This window comes from Anaerotignum faecicola (assembly GCA_024460105.1).
In the GTDB taxonomy this organism is placed as follows: domain Bacteria; phylum Bacillota; class Clostridia; order Lachnospirales; family Anaerotignaceae; genus JANFXS01.
In genome coordinates this window covers 287,537-306,099 of the sequence record JANFXS010000001.1, presented here as the reverse complement: position 1 = coordinate 306,099, position 18,563 = coordinate 287,537, and the positions used below count along the sequence as shown (strand labels likewise).

General features: G+C 40.9%; 20 protein-coding genes. 19 read left to right on the top strand and 1 reads right to left on the bottom strand.

Annotated elements, in window-relative coordinates; genetic code table 11:
* Nucleotides 1-466: 466 nt before the first annotated feature.
* The 9 genes from NE664_01370 to NE664_01330 all read left to right on the top strand — a co-directional run bounded on the left by NE664_01370 (nt 467) and on the right by NE664_01330 (nt 7,708).
* Entirely contained in the window at nt 467-2,074 is a 1,608-nt protein-coding gene (locus NE664_01370) for a CTP synthase (GenBank protein MCQ4725313.1), read from the top strand.
* Nucleotides 2,075-2,376: 302 nt separating this feature from the next.
* The gene (locus NE664_01365) at nt 2,377-2,853 is read left to right on the top strand and encodes a hypothetical protein (protein ID MCQ4725312.1); all 477 of its coding nucleotides are present in this window, start codon (nt 2,377-2,379) and stop codon (nt 2,851-2,853) included.
* Nucleotides 2,854-2,963: 110 nt separating this feature from the next.
* On the top strand, nt 2,964-3,464 hold the full coding sequence (locus NE664_01360; GenBank protein ID MCQ4725311.1) for an SEC-C metal-binding domain-containing protein: 501 nt from the start codon (nt 2,964-2,966) through the stop codon (nt 3,462-3,464).
* Nucleotides 3,461-4,513, top strand: coding sequence for an L-threonylcarbamoyladenylate synthase (locus NE664_01355; GenBank protein MCQ4725310.1), 1,053 nt, complete (start codon nt 3,461-3,463; stop codon nt 4,511-4,513). Before NE664_01360 ends, NE664_01355 begins: the two co-directional genes overlap by 4 nt.
* 4 nt (nt 4,514-4,517) lie before the next feature.
* Complete coding sequence (locus NE664_01350; protein MCQ4725309.1) at nt 4,518-4,958, top strand: low molecular weight protein arginine phosphatase; 441 nt, start codon at nt 4,518-4,520, stop codon at nt 4,956-4,958.
* Between the two features lie 66 nt (nt 4,959-5,024).
* Entirely contained in the window at nt 5,025-5,453 is a 429-nt protein-coding gene (gene rpiB, locus NE664_01345; GenBank protein MCQ4725308.1) for a ribose 5-phosphate isomerase B, read from the top strand.
* A 13-nt stretch (nt 5,454-5,466) separates the two neighbouring features.
* The gene (upp, locus tag NE664_01340) at nt 5,467-6,093 is read left to right on the top strand and encodes a uracil phosphoribosyltransferase (GenBank protein ID MCQ4725307.1); all 627 of its coding nucleotides are present in this window, start codon (nt 5,467-5,469) and stop codon (nt 6,091-6,093) included.
* Nucleotides 6,094-6,114: 21 nt separating this feature from the next.
* Nucleotides 6,115-7,149 carry an undecaprenyl/decaprenyl-phosphate alpha-N-acetylglucosaminyl 1-phosphate transferase gene (locus NE664_01335; protein MCQ4725306.1) on the top strand — a complete coding sequence of 345 codons (1,035 nt, stop codon included), beginning with the start codon at nt 6,115-6,117 and terminating at the stop codon, nt 7,147-7,149.
* Nucleotides 7,150-7,165: 16 nt separating this feature from the next.
* Nucleotides 7,166-7,708, top strand: a complete 543-nt coding sequence (locus tag NE664_01330; GenBank protein MCQ4725305.1) for a rubrerythrin family protein — start codon at nt 7,166-7,168, stop codon at nt 7,706-7,708.
* A gap of 120 nt (nt 7,709-7,828) precedes the next feature.
* Here the strand turns inward: NE664_01330 and NE664_01325 are convergent, their stop codons facing one another.
* On the bottom strand, nt 7,829-8,380 hold the full coding sequence (locus tag NE664_01325; protein ID MCQ4725304.1) for a dihydrofolate reductase family protein: 552 nt from the start codon (nt 8,378-8,380) through the stop codon (nt 7,829-7,831).
* A 450-nt stretch (nt 8,381-8,830) separates the two neighbouring features.
* Here NE664_01325 and NE664_01320 point away from each other — a divergent pair, with 450 nt between their 5' ends.
* From NE664_01320 to greA, 10 genes are all read left to right on the top strand, one after another.
* Nucleotides 8,831-9,832 (top strand): DnaD domain protein, encoded by a 1,002-nt coding sequence (locus tag NE664_01320; GenBank protein MCQ4725303.1) that lies wholly within the window; start codon nt 8,831-8,833, stop codon nt 9,830-9,832.
* A gap of 6 nt (nt 9,833-9,838) precedes the next feature.
* On the top strand, nt 9,839-10,834 hold the full coding sequence (locus tag NE664_01315) for an ATP-binding protein (GenBank protein ID MCQ4725302.1): 996 nt from the start codon (nt 9,839-9,841) through the stop codon (nt 10,832-10,834).
* 166 nt (nt 10,835-11,000) lie between these two features.
* A complete protein-coding gene (locus NE664_01310; GenBank protein MCQ4725301.1) occupies nt 11,001-11,741 on the top strand; it encodes a copper amine oxidase N-terminal domain-containing protein in 741 nt (246 codons plus the stop codon).
* Nucleotides 11,742-11,773: 32 nt separating this feature from the next.
* Entirely contained in the window at nt 11,774-12,943 is a 1,170-nt protein-coding gene (locus NE664_01305; GenBank protein ID MCQ4725300.1) for a TolC family protein, read from the top strand.
* Between the two features lie 139 nt (nt 12,944-13,082).
* Nucleotides 13,083-13,814, top strand: coding sequence for an RNA polymerase subunit sigma (locus NE664_01300; GenBank protein MCQ4725299.1), 732 nt, complete (start codon nt 13,083-13,085; stop codon nt 13,812-13,814).
* On the top strand, nt 13,811-14,809 hold the full coding sequence (locus NE664_01295) for an anti-sigma factor domain-containing protein (protein MCQ4725298.1): 999 nt from the start codon (nt 13,811-13,813) through the stop codon (nt 14,807-14,809). The genes NE664_01300 and NE664_01295 overlap by 4 nt, the downstream gene beginning before the upstream one ends.
* 108 nt (nt 14,810-14,917) lie before the next feature.
* A complete protein-coding gene (locus NE664_01290; protein ID MCQ4725297.1) occupies nt 14,918-15,928 on the top strand; it encodes a PepSY domain-containing protein in 1,011 nt (336 codons plus the stop codon).
* A gap of 151 nt (nt 15,929-16,079) precedes the next feature.
* The gene (locus NE664_01285; protein ID MCQ4725296.1) at nt 16,080-16,379 is read left to right on the top strand and encodes a PepSY domain-containing protein; all 300 of its coding nucleotides are present in this window, start codon (nt 16,080-16,082) and stop codon (nt 16,377-16,379) included.
* A 597-nt stretch (nt 16,380-16,976) separates the two neighbouring features.
* On the top strand, nt 16,977-17,876 hold the full coding sequence (locus tag NE664_01280; GenBank protein ID MCQ4725295.1) for a hypothetical protein: 900 nt from the start codon (nt 16,977-16,979) through the stop codon (nt 17,874-17,876).
* Between the two features lie 171 nt (nt 17,877-18,047).
* The gene (gene greA, locus NE664_01275; protein MCQ4725294.1) at nt 18,048-18,533 is read left to right on the top strand and encodes a transcription elongation factor GreA; all 486 of its coding nucleotides are present in this window, start codon (nt 18,048-18,050) and stop codon (nt 18,531-18,533) included.
* Nucleotides 18,534-18,563: the final 30 nt, after the last annotated feature.

Sequence of the window (18,563 nt, the reverse complement as noted above, 5' to 3'; positions counted from 1 at the left end):
TTCTCCTGCAACTTAACTGCATGCAGTCTTTTAAAAAGCTAACAAAATTCAAAATATATTTTAATTAAAATCCGACGCTATTTTTGTTGAGGAAAACAGAAAAATATGATAATATTATATAAAAGTAGGCGTTTATCGGCGGCCTTTTGAAAATTTAACGCGCTTATAAAATTACCGTTTTTACGGAACTTTATATTTATGGCGGCTGTTTAATTTTTTGGTGGGAACGCCGCCACAAATTCCGTTTAAGAAAATATATTTATGTATGCTGATTTTCTTAAACGGAATTTGCTTGTGCGGCGCCGCGTTTTTTATTGCGCGCCGTTTTATGCGGGTCGGCGAAGCGGTATTGTTTATCGGCGGCGGCGGGAGGCACTTTTAAGGCGGCATGTTTTAAATCAGTTGTTCGGTTTATTATTTTATACGGCGATATGGCTTTTAGAAAAGATTTTGGGAGGATTTTAAAATGCGTACTAAGTATGTTTTTGTAACAGGAGGAGTTGTGAGCGGGCTTGGGAAAGGCATAACCGCCGCATCCCTCGGAAGGCTTCTTAAAGCCCGCGGGTATAAGGTTACTATCCAGAAGTTTGACCCATATATTAACCTTGACCCCGGAACGATGAGCCCTTACCAGCATGGAGAGGTTTTTGTCACGGAGGACGGCGCGGAAACGGATCTTGACCTTGGACATTACGAAAGGTTTATTGACGAAAATCTGAATATAAACAGCAATACAACGACAGGCAAGGTATATTGGTCTGTTCTTAATAAAGAACGCAAAGGCGAATACCTCGGCGCTACGGTTCAGGTTATACCGCACATTACAAACGAAATTAAAGAGAGGGTTTTCAGGGCGGGAAAAGTTGATTCTCCGGATATTGTAATAACGGAAATAGGCGGTACTGTCGGCGATATTGAAAGCCATCCGTTCCTTGAGGCCATACGTCAGGTTTCAAGGGAAATAGGCAAAGAAAATTGTATGTATATACACGTCACGCTCATACCTTACCTTTCAAAGGGAGGGGAGCTTAAAACAAAGCCGACACAACATTCTGTGAAAGAACTCCTTTCAATCGGAATACAGCCAGATATGCTTGTTTTAAGGACGGAACAGGAATTAAGCCAGGGCATGAAAAGCAAGCTTTCGCTTTTCTGCAATGTCGAAGAGGACTGCATAATTCAAAACCTTGACGCTGAAAGCCTTTATGAAATTCCGCTTATGCTTGAAGAGGAAGGCCTTGCGAGGGCCGTATGCCGTAAACTCGGCCTTGAAGACAGGACTCCGGATCTTAACGACTGGATGGCCGTGCTTGAAAGAGAGCGCAGCATGGATAAAACAGTTAATATAGCGCTTGTGGGCAAATATGTTGAGCTCCATGACGCTTACCTTTCTATTGTGGAATCGCTTCATCATGCCGGCATATTTAACGGAGCAGACGTTAACATACAATGGATTAACGCCGAATATCTTGACGAAAGCAACGCCTTTGAAACTTTTAAGGACAGCGACGGCATACTTGTTCCCGGCGGGTTCGGCGACAGGGGGCTTGAAGGCAAAATTACGGCTATTAAATATGCAAGGGAGAATAAGATACCGTTCCTTGGCATATGTCTTGGCATGCAGTGCGCCGTTATCGAATTTGCAAGGAATGTGCTCGGATACGAGGACGCGTTTACAGCTGAGGTTAAGCCAGACACAACTCATCCCGTTATAGACATTATGCCCGAACAGCGCGATATAGAAGACATGGGGGGAACGATGAGGCTTGGCGCTTATCCGTGCAGGCTTGAAAAAGGCTCGTTTGCATACGATGCATACGGAGAAGAACTTATTTATGAACGCCACCGCCATAGGTATGAATTTAATAATGTTTACAGGAAAGAAGTTACCGAAGCCGGTATGAAAATAACGGGACTTTCGCCCAATGAAAAGCTTGTTGAAATTGTTGAAATACCGGATCATCCATGGTTTGTAGGCGTACAGTTCCATCCGGAATTTAAGTCCAGGCCAAACAGGCCGCATCCTCTTTTCAGGGATTTTGTACGCGCCTGCCTGAACAATGACAGAAGCTGAAACGTATAAAAAGCGGGCTTTGTCTGCATTTACATATTATTCATATTCTGTTTAAAGACTTGTCACCAATGTTAACGTAAATAGTTATATAATATTTGTAATGAAACTTAGAAAATTCGGCGATTTACATATATAGAGCGCTCATGGAAAAACAACTTTTTGAAAGCAGCGCGTTTTGGCGTTTTGGTGGTTTCTATGAGGCATAACGGCTTGAAAATTATTTTTAAGGAAACGGCAATTTTTGTATCCGCCTTAAATGAGGTTTGACGAGAGCTGTTTTTGTTTAAGATTGGAGGCAGTGCATGATTAGGGAAATAGAGGACAATTTTATTAAAACAAATGAAAAGATAGAAAAAATACTTGTTTGTATAACGGCCCAGTGCAATTCTAAAAGGCTTATAGACGAAGGCGCAAGGGTTGCCGATTTGAATGACGGCGAATTACATATACTGCATGTGCAGCAAGGCGACAGCATTTTTAATAACAGCGAAACGCCGAAGCTTTTGGAAGAATTATTTAATTATGCGTCGCAAAAGGGCGGAATGGTACATTTTTACTGCGACGAGGATGTTTCGGAATGTATAGGGAACTTTGTTAACGAAACGGGAATAACAAAGGTCGTACTTGGAGAACCTCCCGTTGTGAAGGAAATCACGGATGAAACTATACTCGAGCAGCTTAAAGTCGTGATCCGCCATATTTATGAACCCGTAGATTTAATTATTGTAAGGCGGCAGGAAGGCCTTGAAAACATTGTTATACAAAAAAAGGGTCAATAAACATAAAATGGCATGTTTTTTGTTGCATTAAAAAGGATAATATATTATTATAAACTTTAAGCAGTTTTTTACAAAAGCATCACCATTTATTTAAAGGAGAGAAATTAACAATGAGTATTTATGAAGACTGGATAAAAAGGGCTTTCACAGCTGAAGGCAGAAGCGTTGACGCAGTTTGGAACGATTACCTTCCGAAGGAACAGGCTATATATGAATATATCCTTAACGGGAAAGTTACAAAAATCGAAGGCACTATTGAAGAACTTGCAAAAAGGTTCAATATTACTGCCGAATATGCTATTGCGTTTGTAGACGGCCTTAATGACATTCTTCCGAATCCTTATAAGGTAGAAGAACTTGACGAAAAGAGCGAAGTTAAGATCGATATTGATTTTGAAAAGCTTTTCAAAAAAATGGTTGAGTATAAGGCGGAGCACCTTTACAGCCTTAAACAATGGGATAATATTTTTGACGAAGAAAAAAGAAAAGAGCTTTTCATGGAACAGAAAAAAGCAAGGACTGTAGTTAAAGCTCCTAAAATCGGCCGCAACGATCCTTGTCCATGCGGAAGCGGGAAAAAATATAAAAAATGTTGCGGAGCTAACGTATGAAAACAATTATCAGAAAAATAGATAATTTGTACAGCGACCATAAATTTATTGAAGAAGCCGCCGGTATTCTCCAAAGGGGAGGCCTGGTGGCTTTTCCTACAGAAACGGTTTATGGCCTTGGGGCCAACGGGCTTTCGGCGGAGGCGTGCCGGAAAATTTACGAGGCTAAAGGGAGGCCCGGCGATAACCCGCTTATACTTCATATTGGCGATATTGAAGGGCTTTATGAAATTGCGGAAGAAATAACGCCCACCGCAAAAAAGATAATAGATAAGTTTTGGCCGGGGCCGTTAACTATGATATTTAAAAAAAGGCCGTGCGTGCCCGATAATGTTACGGGCGGGCTTGATACGGTGGGAGTGCGTTTCCCCTCAAACGAAATTGCCCGGGAGCTTATACGTCTTGCAAAAGTCCCCGTTGCCGCGCCGAGCGCAAATTCATCCGGAAAGCCAAGCCCGACTCGCGCAAGCCATGTTCAGTTTGATTTGGATGGGAAAATAGATATGATACTCGACGGCGGGGCAGCCGATTTCGGCCTTGAAAGCACTATTGTCGACGCTACGGGCGGCAAGGCGGTTATTTTAAGGCCGGGGGCTGTAACAAAAGAAATGCTGGAAGGCCTTTTGGGATACGCCGAAATTGACCCTGCCGTACTTAAAAAGCCTGACAAAAATATTATACCTAAAGCTCCGGGAATGAAATACACCCATTATTCTCCTAAGGCAAGCGTTATACTTGTAAAAGGCGAAATGGGCAAAGTTGTTGAAGAAATTAACAGACGGGCAAAGGAAAAACAGCGCGACGGCCTTAAAATAGGAGTGCTTGCCACCGACGAAACAAAAGCGCTGTATAAAGCCGATATAGTTTTAAGCGCCGGAAGCAGGAATGATGAGGTTTCGATTGGAGCTAACCTTTTTAAAATTTTAAGAAAGTTTGATTATCTTGACGCCGATATTGTGTTTTCGGAAGTTTTTTCCGAAAAGGGTGAAGGGCTTGCAATAATGAACAGGCTGAAAAAAGCGGCCGGATATAACTATATAGAGGTGTGATTTTATGAATATACTTTTCGTATGTACAGGCAATACATGCCGCAGCCCTATGGCGGAAGCAGTAGCCAAAAGCATTTTTCCGAAAGAAGGAATTGAGATAAGATCGGCAGGCATAAATACAGGAGGCGAGCATGGAGCGTCTGAAAACGCCGTTTTGGCCGCCGCAGAGCTTGGGCTTGATTTAAAAAAACATAAACCGACGCAGATAACATTGGATCTTATAAAATGGGCAGATATTATACTTACTATGACAAACGGGCAGAAACAGGCGATTGCAGGGGCATGCGCCGAACTTAACGTACCCGTATTTACAATTGCGGAATATTCGGGACACGGCGGAGAAGAAGTTCCGGATCCGTATGGCTGCGGTTTGGACATATATGAGGACTGCATTATCACATTAAAAAAATATATTGCCGAAATAGCCGATATATTGATGAAATAATTGAAAAAGCAGACGATAAATGGTATTATATCATTATAACTATTTTTTTACGAAAGGAAGTTAGTAATGATAGCGTTAGGCTGTGACCATGGCGGATACCCGCTTATGAAAGAAGTTATAAAATACCTTGATGAAGCAAAAATAGAGTATAAGAATTTTGGAACATATTCTGAAGACTCATGCGACTATCCGGTTTTTGCAAAGGCTGTTGCGGGCGCAATCGTAAACGGCGAATGTGAAAAGGGGATACTTATCTGCGGCACGGGAATCGGAATTTCCATAGCGGCAAACAAGGTTAAAGGCGTAAGGGCGGCTTTATGCCACGACTGTTTTTCCGCAAAAGCGACAAGGCAGCATAACGACGCAAATATACTTGCAATGGGCGCAAGGGTTGTCGGGGCGGGGCTTGCAGTAGAAATTGTTAAAAATTTCCTGGAAACGCCGTTTAGCAATGAAGAAAGGCATATACGCAGGATAAATATGATTGAAGACTGATTGGAGGCCAAAAATGGGTAAACTATTTATTTCTGAACATCCGTTGATCCAGCATAAAATGACGCTTTTAAGGAACAAAGAAACAGGAACGAAAGAATTTAAGGAGCTTATAGGTGAGGTTGCAATTCTTTTAACATATGAAGCCACCAGGGATCTTCCTCTTGAGGACATTGAAGTTGAAACGCCTATTGAAAAATGCAGCGGCAAAACAATTACAAAAAAACTTGCCGTAGTGCCTATACTTCGTGCGGGCGTTGGTATGAGCGACGCTATTAATCAGATACTTCCTACGGCTAAAATCGGGCATATAGGCCTTTACAGGGATCCTGAAACGCTTAACCCGGTTGAATATTACTGCAAGCTTCCCAGCGACATAGGTGAAAGCGAAGTATTTTTGGTTGACCCAATGCTTGCAACAGGCGGAACTGCCGAGGCGGCTATTGGGTTCCTGAAGGAAAGAGGCGCTAAAAAAATTACTATGCTTTGCATACTTGCCGCTCCGGACGGGGTAAAAGCAGTTCAGGCCGCCCATGACGACGTTGACATTTATGCGGCAGGGTACGACCCTAAGCTTAACGATCATGGCTATATTGTTCCGGGGCTCGGCGATGCCGGCGACAGGATTTTTGGGACAAAATAGCATTTTTAGGAGAGATTGGATTTGGTACACGATTGGGTTTTATATATAGCGGCTTTTTCAACTGCTTTTGCAATTTCAAACCTTATGACGCCGGTTGCAAAAAAAATATCTGTTAAAGTTGGAGCGATTGACTATCCGAAGGCAAGGGGGATGCATTCAAAGCCTATGCCGCGTATGGGCGGGATTGCCATTGTTTTGGGATTTATGCTTACGTTGCTTCTTCTTTACAGGTTTATGAAGCATAATAACCCAAATCAGATAATAGGATTTATTGTCGGGGCGGGGATCATTGTCGTGCTCGGCATATTCGACGATTGTTTTAATCTTAGGGCAAGGTTTAAATTTATAGTTCAAATTTTGGCGGCATGCGTAGTGGTTTTTTCCGGCATACGGATAAACGTTGTGTTTTGGCCGTTTACAACAGTACTTCATTATTTGAGTATTCCTATAACCATATTATGGATTGTGGGCGTTACTAATGCGGTTAACCTTATAGACGGACTTGACGGGTTAGCCGCCGGCGTTTCTTCAATAGCGTCGCTTTCTCTTATGGTAATGTGCATATTGACCGGAGATGAAATGTCGGTTGTTTTAACTGCAACGCTTGCAGGCAGTTGTCTGGGTTTCCTTCCGAGAAATTTTAACCCGGCCCAGATTTTTATGGGGGATACGGGTTCTACATTCTTAGGATTTACTCTTGCGGTAACAAGTATCATGGGCGTGTTTAAGGGATATGCGTTTTTGGCGCTTGCGGTTTCAATGCTTTCTTTAGGGCTGCCTATTTTCGATACGCTGTTTGCGGTTTTGAGACGCGCGGCGAAAGGACAGCCGATAATGTCGCCGGACAGGGGGCATCTCCATCACAGGCTTATAGATAAAGGTTTTACACAAAAGCAGGCCGTTATGATACTTTACGGTATCAGCTTGCTATGCGGGCTTTTGGCTATATTTATTACCTATAAGGATGCAAAAACTCTTGTAGTGATTATTTTAACGGTATTCCTGCTGAGTTTTGTTATATATTTTTTCAACAACATGAGAAAAAATAAAGAATAAGAAAGGGGATATTTATATGAGAGAATTAAAAGGCACAAAAACGGAAGCCAACCTTAAAACAGCTTTTGCCGGCGAATCAGAAGCGAGAAATAAATATACATATTATGCAAGCAAGGCTAAAAAGGACGGTTATGAACAGATCGCGGCTTTATTTTTGGAAACGGCTGAAAATGAAAAAGAGCATGCCAAAATTTGGTTTAAACTCCTTCATGACGGCGGGATCCCCGATACAATGACAAACCTTAAAGATGCGGCGGCCGGGGAGAACTACGAATGGACCGAAATGTATGCTCAGATGGCTAAGGAGGCCAAAGAAGAGGGATTTGACAAGATAGCGTTTCTTTTTGAGGAAGTCGCTAAAATTGAAAAAGCCCATGAAGAAAGATACAAAAGGCTCCTTGCAAATATTGAGGAGGGAATTGTCTTTTCACGCGACGGAGATACAATTTGGCAGTGCCGCAACTGCGGGCATATCCACATTGGCCCTAAAGCTCCCGAAGTGTGCCCGGTATGCGACCATCCGAAATCATTTTTTGAAATTAAATCAGGTAATTATTAAGATATAAGCAGTAAAAAATAAGCCTTGTTGGAAACAGCGGTTTCCATGAGGCTTATTTTTTTGTTAATAATTTTTGCTCTTTTAACGATAATTTTATGTTCGCAGAAATAACTGAACTTTTTATCTGTTTTGAGGGGTTTTATCCATTCTTTCGTATATTAATTCCGCTATGCCGTTATAATTTGATGATTTTATAAGCTTTAATTTAATTTCCATTTCAGATGTTCCAAAAAGGCGTAAGCCGGTTCCCAAAATGGTCGGAATAATAGAAATATGATAAACGTCAATCATATCTTCTTTTATAAGCTGCCGTGCCGTTTCGGCGCCGCCGCAAATCCAAATGTCTTTGCCGCTAACCTTTTTAAGCCTGTCAACCAGCGCTTTCGGGTTTTCTGACGTAAATTCGACGTCGCCTGATGAAGCAGGTGCGCTGTGTGTAATCACAAAACTTTTTAAACCTTCATAAACCCATTTCCCGGGCGAGAGCTCCGTGATTATCTGGCTGTAAGTTTTTCGCCCCATTATTACTGTGTCAATATTTTTAATAAATTCCGAGTACGGATCGTATCGGGTGTTTTCACTGCTTTGGCCAGAAAGCCAGCCTACGCCGCCGTTTTTGTCCGCTATATATCCGTCGAGACTTACCGCAATAAATAAAACAGTTTTCCGCAATATGACCGCCGCCTTTCATCGGAATGGTTTTAAATATAATTATTATATCATGGCAAGCCGGTTAAAAAAAGAATTTAATTACCTTATAACTCCAGTTTAAAAGGGCAGCATAATCCACAAGGAAAAATTTTTTGCATTTTCGTGATGTATACGCTTGCCGTAGGTTCGGCGGCGGCGCGTATGCGCCTTGAACCGCAAAAAATTTTTCCTTATGAAGCAGGAATTTTTGACGGGCGTCAGCGGCGTAAGAGTCAGGCAAAGGCGCGCAGGCGCAGCGTAGCCTACGGCAAGAAAGCGGCTTTAACGCAGACATTGTGCCGCCGCCCGTTAAAACAGCGCGTCCTTGTAAATAAATGGAAGCTATTTTTTATGTAAACTTAAACGGCTGTATTTAAAAATTTTTAGGAATATGATATACTGTATATCAATAAATTTTTCGGAGTGTTTTTGATGGATAACAGTAAAGAGAAAAAACTTGGAAGCATAAAACTGGGCGGCTCCTTCCTTGAAAAATATATCGTATATACGCCCGCCGAATTTCTTAGGGTTTATATATGTTTTAAGGCTTTGGAAAACGGCAAAGGGGTTGCTGTCGACGAAATAGCGGATTATATTAAGGCCGATAAAGCTATGGTATATGAAGCCGTTACATATTGGAAAATGCAGGGAGCGGTTACATTTGAAAACGGCGTCGTTACGCCCGCCGTAAAAGACAAGGCGCCTAAAAAAGTCCGTTTTGACGAGCCGCCTCAGTATTCGCCTATGGAATTGGCCGTATATGCGGAAAAAAACAGCGAAGTCAAAAAGCTGTTTGACATGGCTCAAAGATATTTAGGGCGGCTTCTGAGCCATAATGATTTGGCGTGCATATTTTCCATTTATCATTGGATGGGGCTAAGCATTGAAGTAATTGACAGGCTTCTTTTTTACTGTACGGGAAATAACCACAGGAATATACGCTATATTGAAAGAGTGGCCGTGGACTGGGCTGAAAGCGGAATTGCAACGGCTGAAATGGCCGATGAAAGGATAAAGCTTTATAACACCGATTTCAGGCAGATAATGCGGGCTTTCGGCCAAAGCGGAAGAAACCCTGTGCCGTCGGAAGAAAAATATATGAAAAGGTGGCTTAAAGAGTATAATTTCCCGGTTGAAATTGTTGTTATGGCCTGCGAAAAAACTGTGCTTAACACAGGCCGCGCCGTTTTCGGATACGCCGACAGAATACTTGCGGATTGGTTTGAACAGGGAGTCAGGACAAAAGAGGATATTGCGGCGCTTGAGGCGAAATTCACGCAAAGCCGCGCGGAAAAAGCGGATACTTCAAAAACATCCGCTCAGGAAACGGCTAAAAAGACGGCGGCAAAAAGTAAATTTGCCGGATACGAACAGCGAAATTATGATTTTGAAGCCTTTGAAAAATTTGAACAGCAGCAAAGAGAGGGGAAGTAGTTCAGCATGGCGGGAAGAAGCGCAATATATAAGGAGATACTTAAATATTACGACAGGCTAAGGACAAACAGCGAAGCGGAACTTAGGCAAAGGAAAAGGGAAGTATATGCGGCTGTGCCGCGCATTGAAGAAATAGACAGAGATATTGCCGCGGCGGGAGTTGAGGCCGCCAAAAAAGTATTGGAAAATCCGGCAGAAACGGAAAATTTTGATAATGAACTTAAAGAAATAATTTCAGCCTTAAAAAATGAAAAAAAAGAACTTATGGAAATAAACGGTTTTGACGACGATTATCTTGAAGTAAAACATATATGCCAAAATTGCGGAGATACCGGATTTATAGGGGAGGAAAGGTGCAAATGCTTTTCGCAGAAACTTGTGGATATGGCATACAGCAGTTCAAATATAAAGGAAATTGTCAAATATGAAAATTTTGATAATTTTGATCTTTCCTTTTATTCGGATAAATGCGGAGAAAATGAAATAATTTCCCCTCTCGAAAATATAAAGAGCATACTCGGCATATGCCTTAATTTTACACGGGCCTTTGGAAAAAGCTTTAATAATCTTCTTCTTTATGGAAGCCCCGGGCTTGGAAAGACTTTTTTATGCAACTGTATTGCAAAAGAACTTCTTGACAGGGGCGTTACCGTTATGTATGTTACGGCCCCGCAGCTTTTTAAAGCCATAGAAAAGGAGCGGTTTAACGGCTCTCAGGATGATGAGCCTGGGAATTATGTTGAAGATATTCTCGATGTGGAACTGCTTATAATAGATGATCTGGGAACGGAGTTTACAACGGTTTTCTCAAGTTCCGAGCTTTTCAACATTATAAATTCAAGGCTGATTTCAAAAAAGCCTGTTATCATTTCAACTAACTTAGGGCTGAAAGACTTAACGGAAAAATATTCGGACAGGATTACGTCAAGGCTTATGGGCAGTTTTACAACACTGAAATTTTTTGGGGAAGACATAAGGCTGCTGAAAAAATTCCGAAAATAGAAAACTTTTTTTTCGTTTATGCGTATAAAAATATATAGTGGTTTTGGAATTGTGATTGTAATAGTATTGTAAGGAATTATTAATTGTAATTTTTATTTCAAGGCTGTAAAATTATTGCTATAAAGGAAATGACGCATCTTAAATTATATTTTTGGAGGATAAATCTATGAAAAATGCTAAAAGTGCTGCAATGGGATTTGTTGCCGGAGCTTTATGTATGGTATCCGTTACTGCGTTTGCCGATTCATATCCGGAGATTATGGCGAAACTTTTCAACGACGTTGTTGTTAAGGTTGACGGCGAATATAAAGAACCGCCGGCAGATCAGCCTATACTTAATTACAACGGGTATGCGTATGTGCCTTTGCGCTATGTTTCAGAAACGCTCGGCGCAACCGTTAATTTCGATATACCTACAAGAACTATAGACATACAAAGCGATAAAAGGACTTATGTTAAAGAAGTTCCTGTTGAAAAAATAGTTTATGTGGATAAGGATGATCCGAACTATGACAAAGTTGAAAAGAAAAAGGCATATGAGGAGCTTCCGGTTAAGAGCAAAAAGAACGATCACACAGTTGAAGTAACAGGAGTTACCCGTGATGAAGGAATGAGTTATACAAAAATTTTCCTTAATGTCGAAAACGACAATAACTATGGATGCCAGATTGTGCCTTCGGAATGTACCCTCGTTGTAGACGGTGAAGAAGTTCCGAAATATAATGTTGTGCGCCTTTGGGATCAAAGCTGGTCTTTAAGCGATATACAATATGACGACGAACGCGAAGGATTCCTCCTTTTTGACCTTATTGACGAGGACTGGGAAACAGCTACTCTTGAGGTTAAGCTTTTGAGCAACGAAGAAGGCAAGGAAGAAGTACACACATTTGATATTAAGCATGAATAATAAACATATATTGAAAGAAGGGAATATAAAGAATGAATTATAAAAAAACTCTTGCCGCCGCAATAGCCGCGTCGATGGCAATCAGCAGCTCGGCTTTTGCCGCAGCTTCTACGGGAGCCATACCCGAATCCGTTGAAAAAACTGAGGAACAGCAGGTCCCTGTTTATACCTTTGACGAAGTATATGAAATGGCAAAAAAGAACTCTTCTACACTTAAGCTCCTTGAAGAAAACAGCGATCTTCTAAGCGCGCAGGGCAGGGCGCTTGAGCAGAGCCTGGGAGGGCTGACAACGTCAGGCTCGCCTATGGGATTTACGTATACGCCGGAATATGAATCAATAATGCAGCTTACAAGCCTTGCACAGACAAGGGAGAGCGACAGGTACAACAAGGAAGCCGCGCTTTTAAGCCTCGAAGGCGGCATAATAAATACAATGAATACTATCGTTATCGGCGAAAGGGAGCTTGAAACGTCTGAAATCACGATTGCCAATAAAGAAGCCGATTTAGCGTTGGTAAACCTTAAAAAGAGTCTCGGCACGGCTACCGAAACACAGGTTACCGCCGCTCAGGCTGAGTTGGATCAGGCAAAAGCAGATGCACAATCCGCAAAAAAATCGGTGGAAAATGCATATTCGAGCCTTGCAACTGTAATGGGGATCGAAGATACGAATTTTAAAATAAGCTATTCCCCTGAAGAAGATTACGAGCCGTATCAGCTTATCGGCACGCTTGACGGGTTTTTAATGCAAAAGAATGCAGAAAACCCTTCTTTGAAAGCTATGCAGTCGAGCATTGATTATCTTGAAAGGAACAAAGCTTTTACGCTTGCAAACAGCACATCGCCTTATGCTACTGACGAGATGAATTATAAAATAAGCCAGGCGAACTCGAATTTAAAGGATTTAAGGGATTCCCTTATGGACGCCGGAAGGGCCGTATATTCACAGATAATAACGCTTGAAGAAAGTATTGAGGCCGCTGAAAGCAGCCTTAAAGCCGCAAACGATGCTCTCAAGGTTGCCGAATTGAATCTTGAAACGGGTAACGGCATACAGCTTGACGTTGATAAGGCGAAAGAAAATGTAATTAAGCTTGAGGACAGTATATATAAAATGAAAGTTAATCACAGATATCTTGTATATTCCTTTGAAAACCCGGGAGCAAGCATGGGCGGCGGTTCGGCTTCATCGGGGAATTAAAAATTAATTAATTTATTAAACGGCTTCTTAAATGAAAAGAAGCCGTTTTTTATTTAGGATTTATATGGTAAAATAAAAACGCGAAATTACCTTAAAAATTCCGTTTTTATTGCGTAATCTTTTATTAAGGAGTGGTACTATGGGAGGAGAACAGCATCAGCTTGCAGAACTTGTTTACGCGGCTAAAGACGACGTAAATGCGGCTGATAATTTAATCAGGCAGTATATGGGTTTTATAAAATCCGAAACATTTAAATTTACAAACAAGGCCCCTGTAGAGGGTTGGGATGATGAACTGAGCATCGCCATGCTTGCGTTCCATGAAGCTATTATGGGATATTCAAGGTTTAAGGGGCCGTTTATTAAATATGCCGCACGGACGATACGAAGCCGGCTTATTGATTATTACCGGAAAGAAAAGCGGCATATGAACGTTATTTCATACGATGCGCCGGGCGAGGAAAATACGTCGTTGGCCGAGAGGCTTGACAGCGGACGGGATGAAGCGGCTGAAATAACTATTAGGCAGGCTGCTAAGATGGAAATACTTGAATTTGATGTGGAACTTAATAAATTCGGAATTGAACTAACAGAAATAGCTGAAAATTGCCCTAAGCAAAAAAGGACGCTCCAGGCGTGCCAAAGGGCGCTGGAATATGCAAAGCTTAACCCTTACCTTTTGGATGAACTTGTTAAGAAGGGAAGGCTGCCTATAGCTGAGCTTTCCGCCGGGGCGGGTGTTGACAGGAAAACCCTTGAACGTCATAGGAAATATATGGTTGCGCTCCTTCTGGCATTTACTAATGGGTTTGAAATTATCAGGGGCCACATTAAAAGCAGCAGCAGCTTGAAAGGAGGCGGCGCAATATGAAGGATTATCTTGTTATGGAATGTCGGATGGGATATGCGGTTGTGCTTTCCAAATCCGGTGAATTTATAAAGGTAGCCAATTTAAATTATGAAGTAGGGCAGGCCGTTGACGATGTAATAATTATGAACAACAGGCCTAAAAGATTTAACAGGCGTTTTAAACTGATAGGATTTTTAGCGTTTTTAGCTGTTATAATGTCTGTTTTTGCATATAGGTTTTGTTTTGCGGAGTATGGGGCTGTGCGTCTTGATATAAATCCGGATGTAATTATAACTGTAAGCCGAGGCGGCATGGCTTTGGATGTGGACGATTTAAATGAAGATGGGGACGTGCTTAAAACAGGTTATGGATATTCCTTTAAAACCGCCAAGAAAGTGTGTGCGGAGCTTGTTGACAGGGCAGTCGCGATGGGCTATCTTACTGACGGCGGAACGATTGTTATAAGCGCTGTTGCCCCGGATGACGATTGGTCGTCTGAAATGGAAAACAAGATAATTGAAGAAGTAAAATTCCGTATTTACGGACGTGTACAGGCCGATGTAGTAACGGTGTCGGAAGCCGTACAAAACGAAGATACAGGCATGTATGATAATTGGAATCATCTAAACGGATATGATTTGCAGAACGGCAGCGATACATTAAACAACGGGCAGACAACGCCAAATAACGGAAACACGTTAAACGGGCAAACGGCTCAGCAGAGCGTTCAAAATATGCAAAACGGGCAGTATACGCAAGATAATTCGGCTTATATGCCCGATACGGAAACCGGCGGTGAATATTCGGATATTACGGGAGAATTAGCAAGCATGATTTTTTCCGACGCGGAAACACGAAAAGAAATTGAAGAAAAAATGGACGATATAATGGAGGAAATTGAGGACTACCTCGAAGATGAATATTTCAAAAGCGACGACGATATGTATGAACGGCAGAAGGAAGAAATGGCACGGGAAATATTAAAAGAGTATTTGAAAATGTATGTTGAAAATTAAAAACTTTAAAAAAATTTTTTTAATACCCCGTTTTTGAAAAAAAGCGTCCGTATACTATAACAAACAGATAAATAAAAATTAAATTGTGCAAATACAGGAGGTAATATTATGAAAAAATCAATTTCAGGGAAAATGAAAGCGACATTGGTATCGTCTGCAGTTATAGCTTCATGTGTGGCCGGAACAACGGCGTATGCCGCCCTTCAGCTTATAGGTTCGGACAAAGCGGCTCAGATTGCAATGCAGCAGGCAGGAGTTGCAAACGGAGTCGTAGTTGACAACGACATCGATTTTGAAGACGGCGTTTATGAAGTTGAATTTGTTTCAGGAGGGACAGTATACGATTATAAAGTAAACGCAACAACAGGCGCCGCATGGCCTAATGGAATGAGCTATTTAAGGACGGGAGCCGGGCAGAATACAGCCGACATAAAGGTTATGACTCCATCTGAAGCTGAAAAGATCGCTCTTTCAAATGTAAAGGCCGAAGGAGCATATGTATTAAAGACAGAATTTGAAGACGAAGGATTTTATGAAGTTGAGATTATAGCGGGCAACACAAAGTATGAATATATGGTAAATGCCGTAACAGGCGACGCATATTTAAAAAGCAGCAAATATTTCCAGAATATATCGGCTGTAACAGGCGCAAAAGCCATGACGGAACAGGAAGCGGAAAAAGCAGTTCTTAACGATATAAATAAGCAGGGCGCATACGTAGTAAAGAATGAACTTGACGACGGATACATCTATGAGATAGACGTTGTTGCGGACACCGCTAAGTACGAATACAAAGTAAACAGCGTTACGGGAAAAATTTATTTAACAGATATAGAGTATTTCGGCATGAACGGCTCTTATCCTGTTTCCAATCCTGTGGTTTCACAGCAGGCTTCAGGTTCGGCAGGAGGAAACTTTATAACTGTGCAGGAAGCTAAGAATGCAGCTCTCAGCCGCGTAAACGAATCGGGGGCAAGGGTTGCGGAAGTTGATTTTGATGACGATGATTTTAAATATGAAGTAAAGATAATTGCGGGAATGTTTGAATATGACGTTGACGTAAGCGCAATTGACGGAACTGTTTACAAAGTAGAAAAAGAACACTGGGACTGGGATTAATATTCCATATATAATTTTAAAAAATTTGTAAACAGTATGTAGTATTATCATGCTCAATATATCGGCCGCCGTATATTTAAAAACGGAAAATAAAAAATAAAACGCCGCCGTGATTTTTTGAATTTATTATGGAAAAAGAGGAAAATGGCTAATGAATAAAATGTCAAAAAAAGGGATTATTTCAATAGCGGCCGTGGTTATTATTCTTGTTGCCGTTATTGGGATAATATCGGTTATGATGCTTAGAATAAGCAGCGAAGAGGCTGAAAGTATAGCTATGGCTAAAACCGGAGGAGGAGAAATTGTTTCGGAAGAAATAAGCAAAGAAGGCCCCCTATACGAATATAATTATATCATAGTAAACGGAAACAAATGGTATGATATAGAAATAAACGGTTTTGGCAATATTACGGAAATAGAAAGCGGGACAGGGGATTATCGGAGGCACTGACTGCTTAGTTTTAGCCTATAGGAGGTATTTTCTTAATCAATAGGGGACAAGCCTATATAAATTCAACAGGGAATTAAGCGAAGTTGTTTTTATAAGGCTTATTATGAAATTGGAGGCTTTGTATTTTAAGCCTTCAATTTTTATTTTCAACAAATCTTTGGCCAAAATTTCAATTTGTTGCCTGTGGCTGATCAAAACTTATTGTTTTTGCAACATGAAAGTCTTAAAAGCAAAAAATTTTATTCATCAATATTATATTATAAGAAAGAAGATGAATTTATGTTCTGTAAGCATAATGTGATACGCCGCCTTCATGTTCTTTGCGTTTGATTTGCTTTTGAATAATGACGAGAAAAGTTCCGGCAATCAAAGAATTTCATTTAAAATTTAAATAAATGACGATAGGAAAATAAACCGTAAAACATCTTGAATGGCATAGCAGTAGTTCATGGTTTGATAACGACGATATTTTTATGTGCCGGATAAGAAGCTTAATATCAGACGGGCATATTTTTGTTATATTATTTTCGCATGCTTACATATTGCTGCCGACAGCCGTCATAGAATTATTATAACGCTTATTTGGGAAGTGGTTTTATGGACTTTGCGGAAATAAGATATTTGGAAAACGGAAGTAAAGTTTGGTTTAAACCGTTTATCAGGAATTTGCCTGAAACTGTATACAGGAAATACATTATGGCTTTTGCCCCCGTTAAAATGGAAGAAATTAAGGCATACGGAGGCAGTGGCCTTAAAATAACGTTTCCCGTTCATAAGGACAATAAAGATCCGGATTTGGAATTGAGGCTTATTAAAAAGACAGCCGCCATACTTATGGATAAAAAGATTGATATTGTCATAAACAGGGAAGGCATACCGTTTATGCACGGGTTTAAGGAGGTAACGGGCGGGATTGCAATGGCATTTTTCATGAATCAAATTATAAACGAAGCGGCAAAGGCAAAAGGGATAGATCTGTCTAAAGCTGAAGTTGTTATTATAGACGGCGGCGGCATAAGTACTTATGCCGCAATGTATTCTGTAAAGGAAGAAGTTAATAAACTGTGGATACAGACAGAAAGGAAGGAAAAGCTTGCAGGCATGATTGATATGATTTACGATTACAGCGGCCTGCTTGCGGAATGTTTTGAAAGCGTTAATAATCCGATTATGGCAAACGGCGACATAATAATAAACTGCAAAGAGGATATGGAGGATTTTGACAATATTTTCAAGAAGGGGGCCGTTTATGTAGATACGTCTTCTATAGAGGGGAAGTCGGAGCGTATTTTAAAGAAACGCGGCGATATGCTTATACTTAATAACTGCCGATTTAAAATCGGCGCGGATGAAACGGATGCATACGGCGCCGAAACATATTTTTTAATTAAAATAAAAGAATTTCAGAAAATATTTGAAACAGGAAAAAGCAAAATTAACATTGAAAACCTGGCCCCGCTTTTAATTAACGGCAGTGTAAAGGTAAGCGGAATTTGAAGTGTGGCGCAAGTACGGTTATCTTCATAAAAAGGCTGGGAAATAAATGTTTTTGGCCGTTATAAGCGTTGACATTTGAAGGATTACGGGGTATAATCTTATGAACGTTAAAAACACTCTGTCCATCAGGGTGTTTATTGTATTGTAATAGACAAAAAAGGAGTGGAATTGATGTCAGAAAAGAAAGTTGTTTTGACATATGAAGGCCTCAAAAAAAGGGAAGAAGAACTTGAGGAATTAAAAACTGTCAGGCGTAAAGAAGTAGCCGAAAAAATTAAAGAGGCAAGAGGGCAAGGCGACTTATCTGAAAATGCCGAGTACGACTCCGCCAAAGAAGAACAGGCTGAAATCGAAGCAAGAATTGTAATGCTTGAAAAAATGCTGCGTAATGCAGAAGTAATAGACGATGACGAAGTAAGTAAGGACGTAATAAGCGTTGGATGCACAGTTAAGCTTTTTGATATTGAATTTGATGAAGAAGTTGAATACACAATCGTAGGAAGCGCGGAAGCAGACCCGATGGAGGGCAAAATTTCAAACGAATCCCCGGTTGGTCTTGGGCTTTTGGGACATAAAATAGGGGAAACCGTTGTTATTGCCGCGCCTGAAGGCGATGTTGAATTTAAAGTGCTTGAGATAAACAGCAGCAATAAGTAAGGAGGACAAAGCTGTGGCAGATAATACAAA

Bases quoted from the DNA above. Each gene is read 5' to 3' on its own strand.
- NE664_01370 (MCQ4725313.1), top strand. From the start codon at position 467: ATGCGTACTAAGTATGTTTTTGTAACAGGAGGAGTTGTGAGCGGGCTT.
- NE664_01365 (MCQ4725312.1), top strand. From the start codon at position 2,377: ATGATTAGGGAAATAGAGGACAATTTTATTAAAACAAATGAAAAGATA.
- NE664_01360 (MCQ4725311.1), top strand. From the start codon at position 2,964: ATGAGTATTTATGAAGACTGGATAAAAAGGGCTTTCACAGCTGAAGGC.
- NE664_01355 (MCQ4725310.1), top strand. From the start codon at position 3,461: ATGAAAACAATTATCAGAAAAATAGATAATTTGTACAGCGACCATAAA.
- NE664_01350 (MCQ4725309.1), top strand. From the start codon at position 4,518: ATGAATATACTTTTCGTATGTACAGGCAATACATGCCGCAGCCCTATG.
- rpiB (MCQ4725308.1), top strand. From the start codon at position 5,025: ATGATAGCGTTAGGCTGTGACCATGGCGGATACCCGCTTATGAAAGAA.
- upp (MCQ4725307.1), top strand. From the start codon at position 5,467: ATGGGTAAACTATTTATTTCTGAACATCCGTTGATCCAGCATAAAATG.
- NE664_01330 (MCQ4725305.1), top strand. From the start codon at position 7,166: ATGAGAGAATTAAAAGGCACAAAAACGGAAGCCAACCTTAAAACAGCT.
- NE664_01320 (MCQ4725303.1), top strand. From the start codon at position 8,831: ATGGATAACAGTAAAGAGAAAAAACTTGGAAGCATAAAACTGGGCGGC.
- NE664_01315 (MCQ4725302.1), top strand. From the start codon at position 9,839: ATGGCGGGAAGAAGCGCAATATATAAGGAGATACTTAAATATTACGAC.
- NE664_01310 (MCQ4725301.1), top strand. From the start codon at position 11,001: ATGAAAAATGCTAAAAGTGCTGCAATGGGATTTGTTGCCGGAGCTTTA.
- NE664_01305 (MCQ4725300.1), top strand. From the start codon at position 11,774: ATGAATTATAAAAAAACTCTTGCCGCCGCAATAGCCGCGTCGATGGCA.
- NE664_01300 (MCQ4725299.1), top strand. From the start codon at position 13,083: ATGGGAGGAGAACAGCATCAGCTTGCAGAACTTGTTTACGCGGCTAAA.
- NE664_01295 (MCQ4725298.1), top strand. From the start codon at position 13,811: ATGAAGGATTATCTTGTTATGGAATGTCGGATGGGATATGCGGTTGTG.
- NE664_01290 (MCQ4725297.1), top strand. From the start codon at position 14,918: ATGAAAAAATCAATTTCAGGGAAAATGAAAGCGACATTGGTATCGTCT.
- NE664_01285 (MCQ4725296.1), top strand. From the start codon at position 16,080: ATGAATAAAATGTCAAAAAAAGGGATTATTTCAATAGCGGCCGTGGTT.
- NE664_01280 (MCQ4725295.1), top strand. From the start codon at position 16,977: ATGGACTTTGCGGAAATAAGATATTTGGAAAACGGAAGTAAAGTTTGG.
- greA (MCQ4725294.1), top strand. From the start codon at position 18,048: ATGTCAGAAAAGAAAGTTGTTTTGACATATGAAGGCCTCAAAAAAAGG.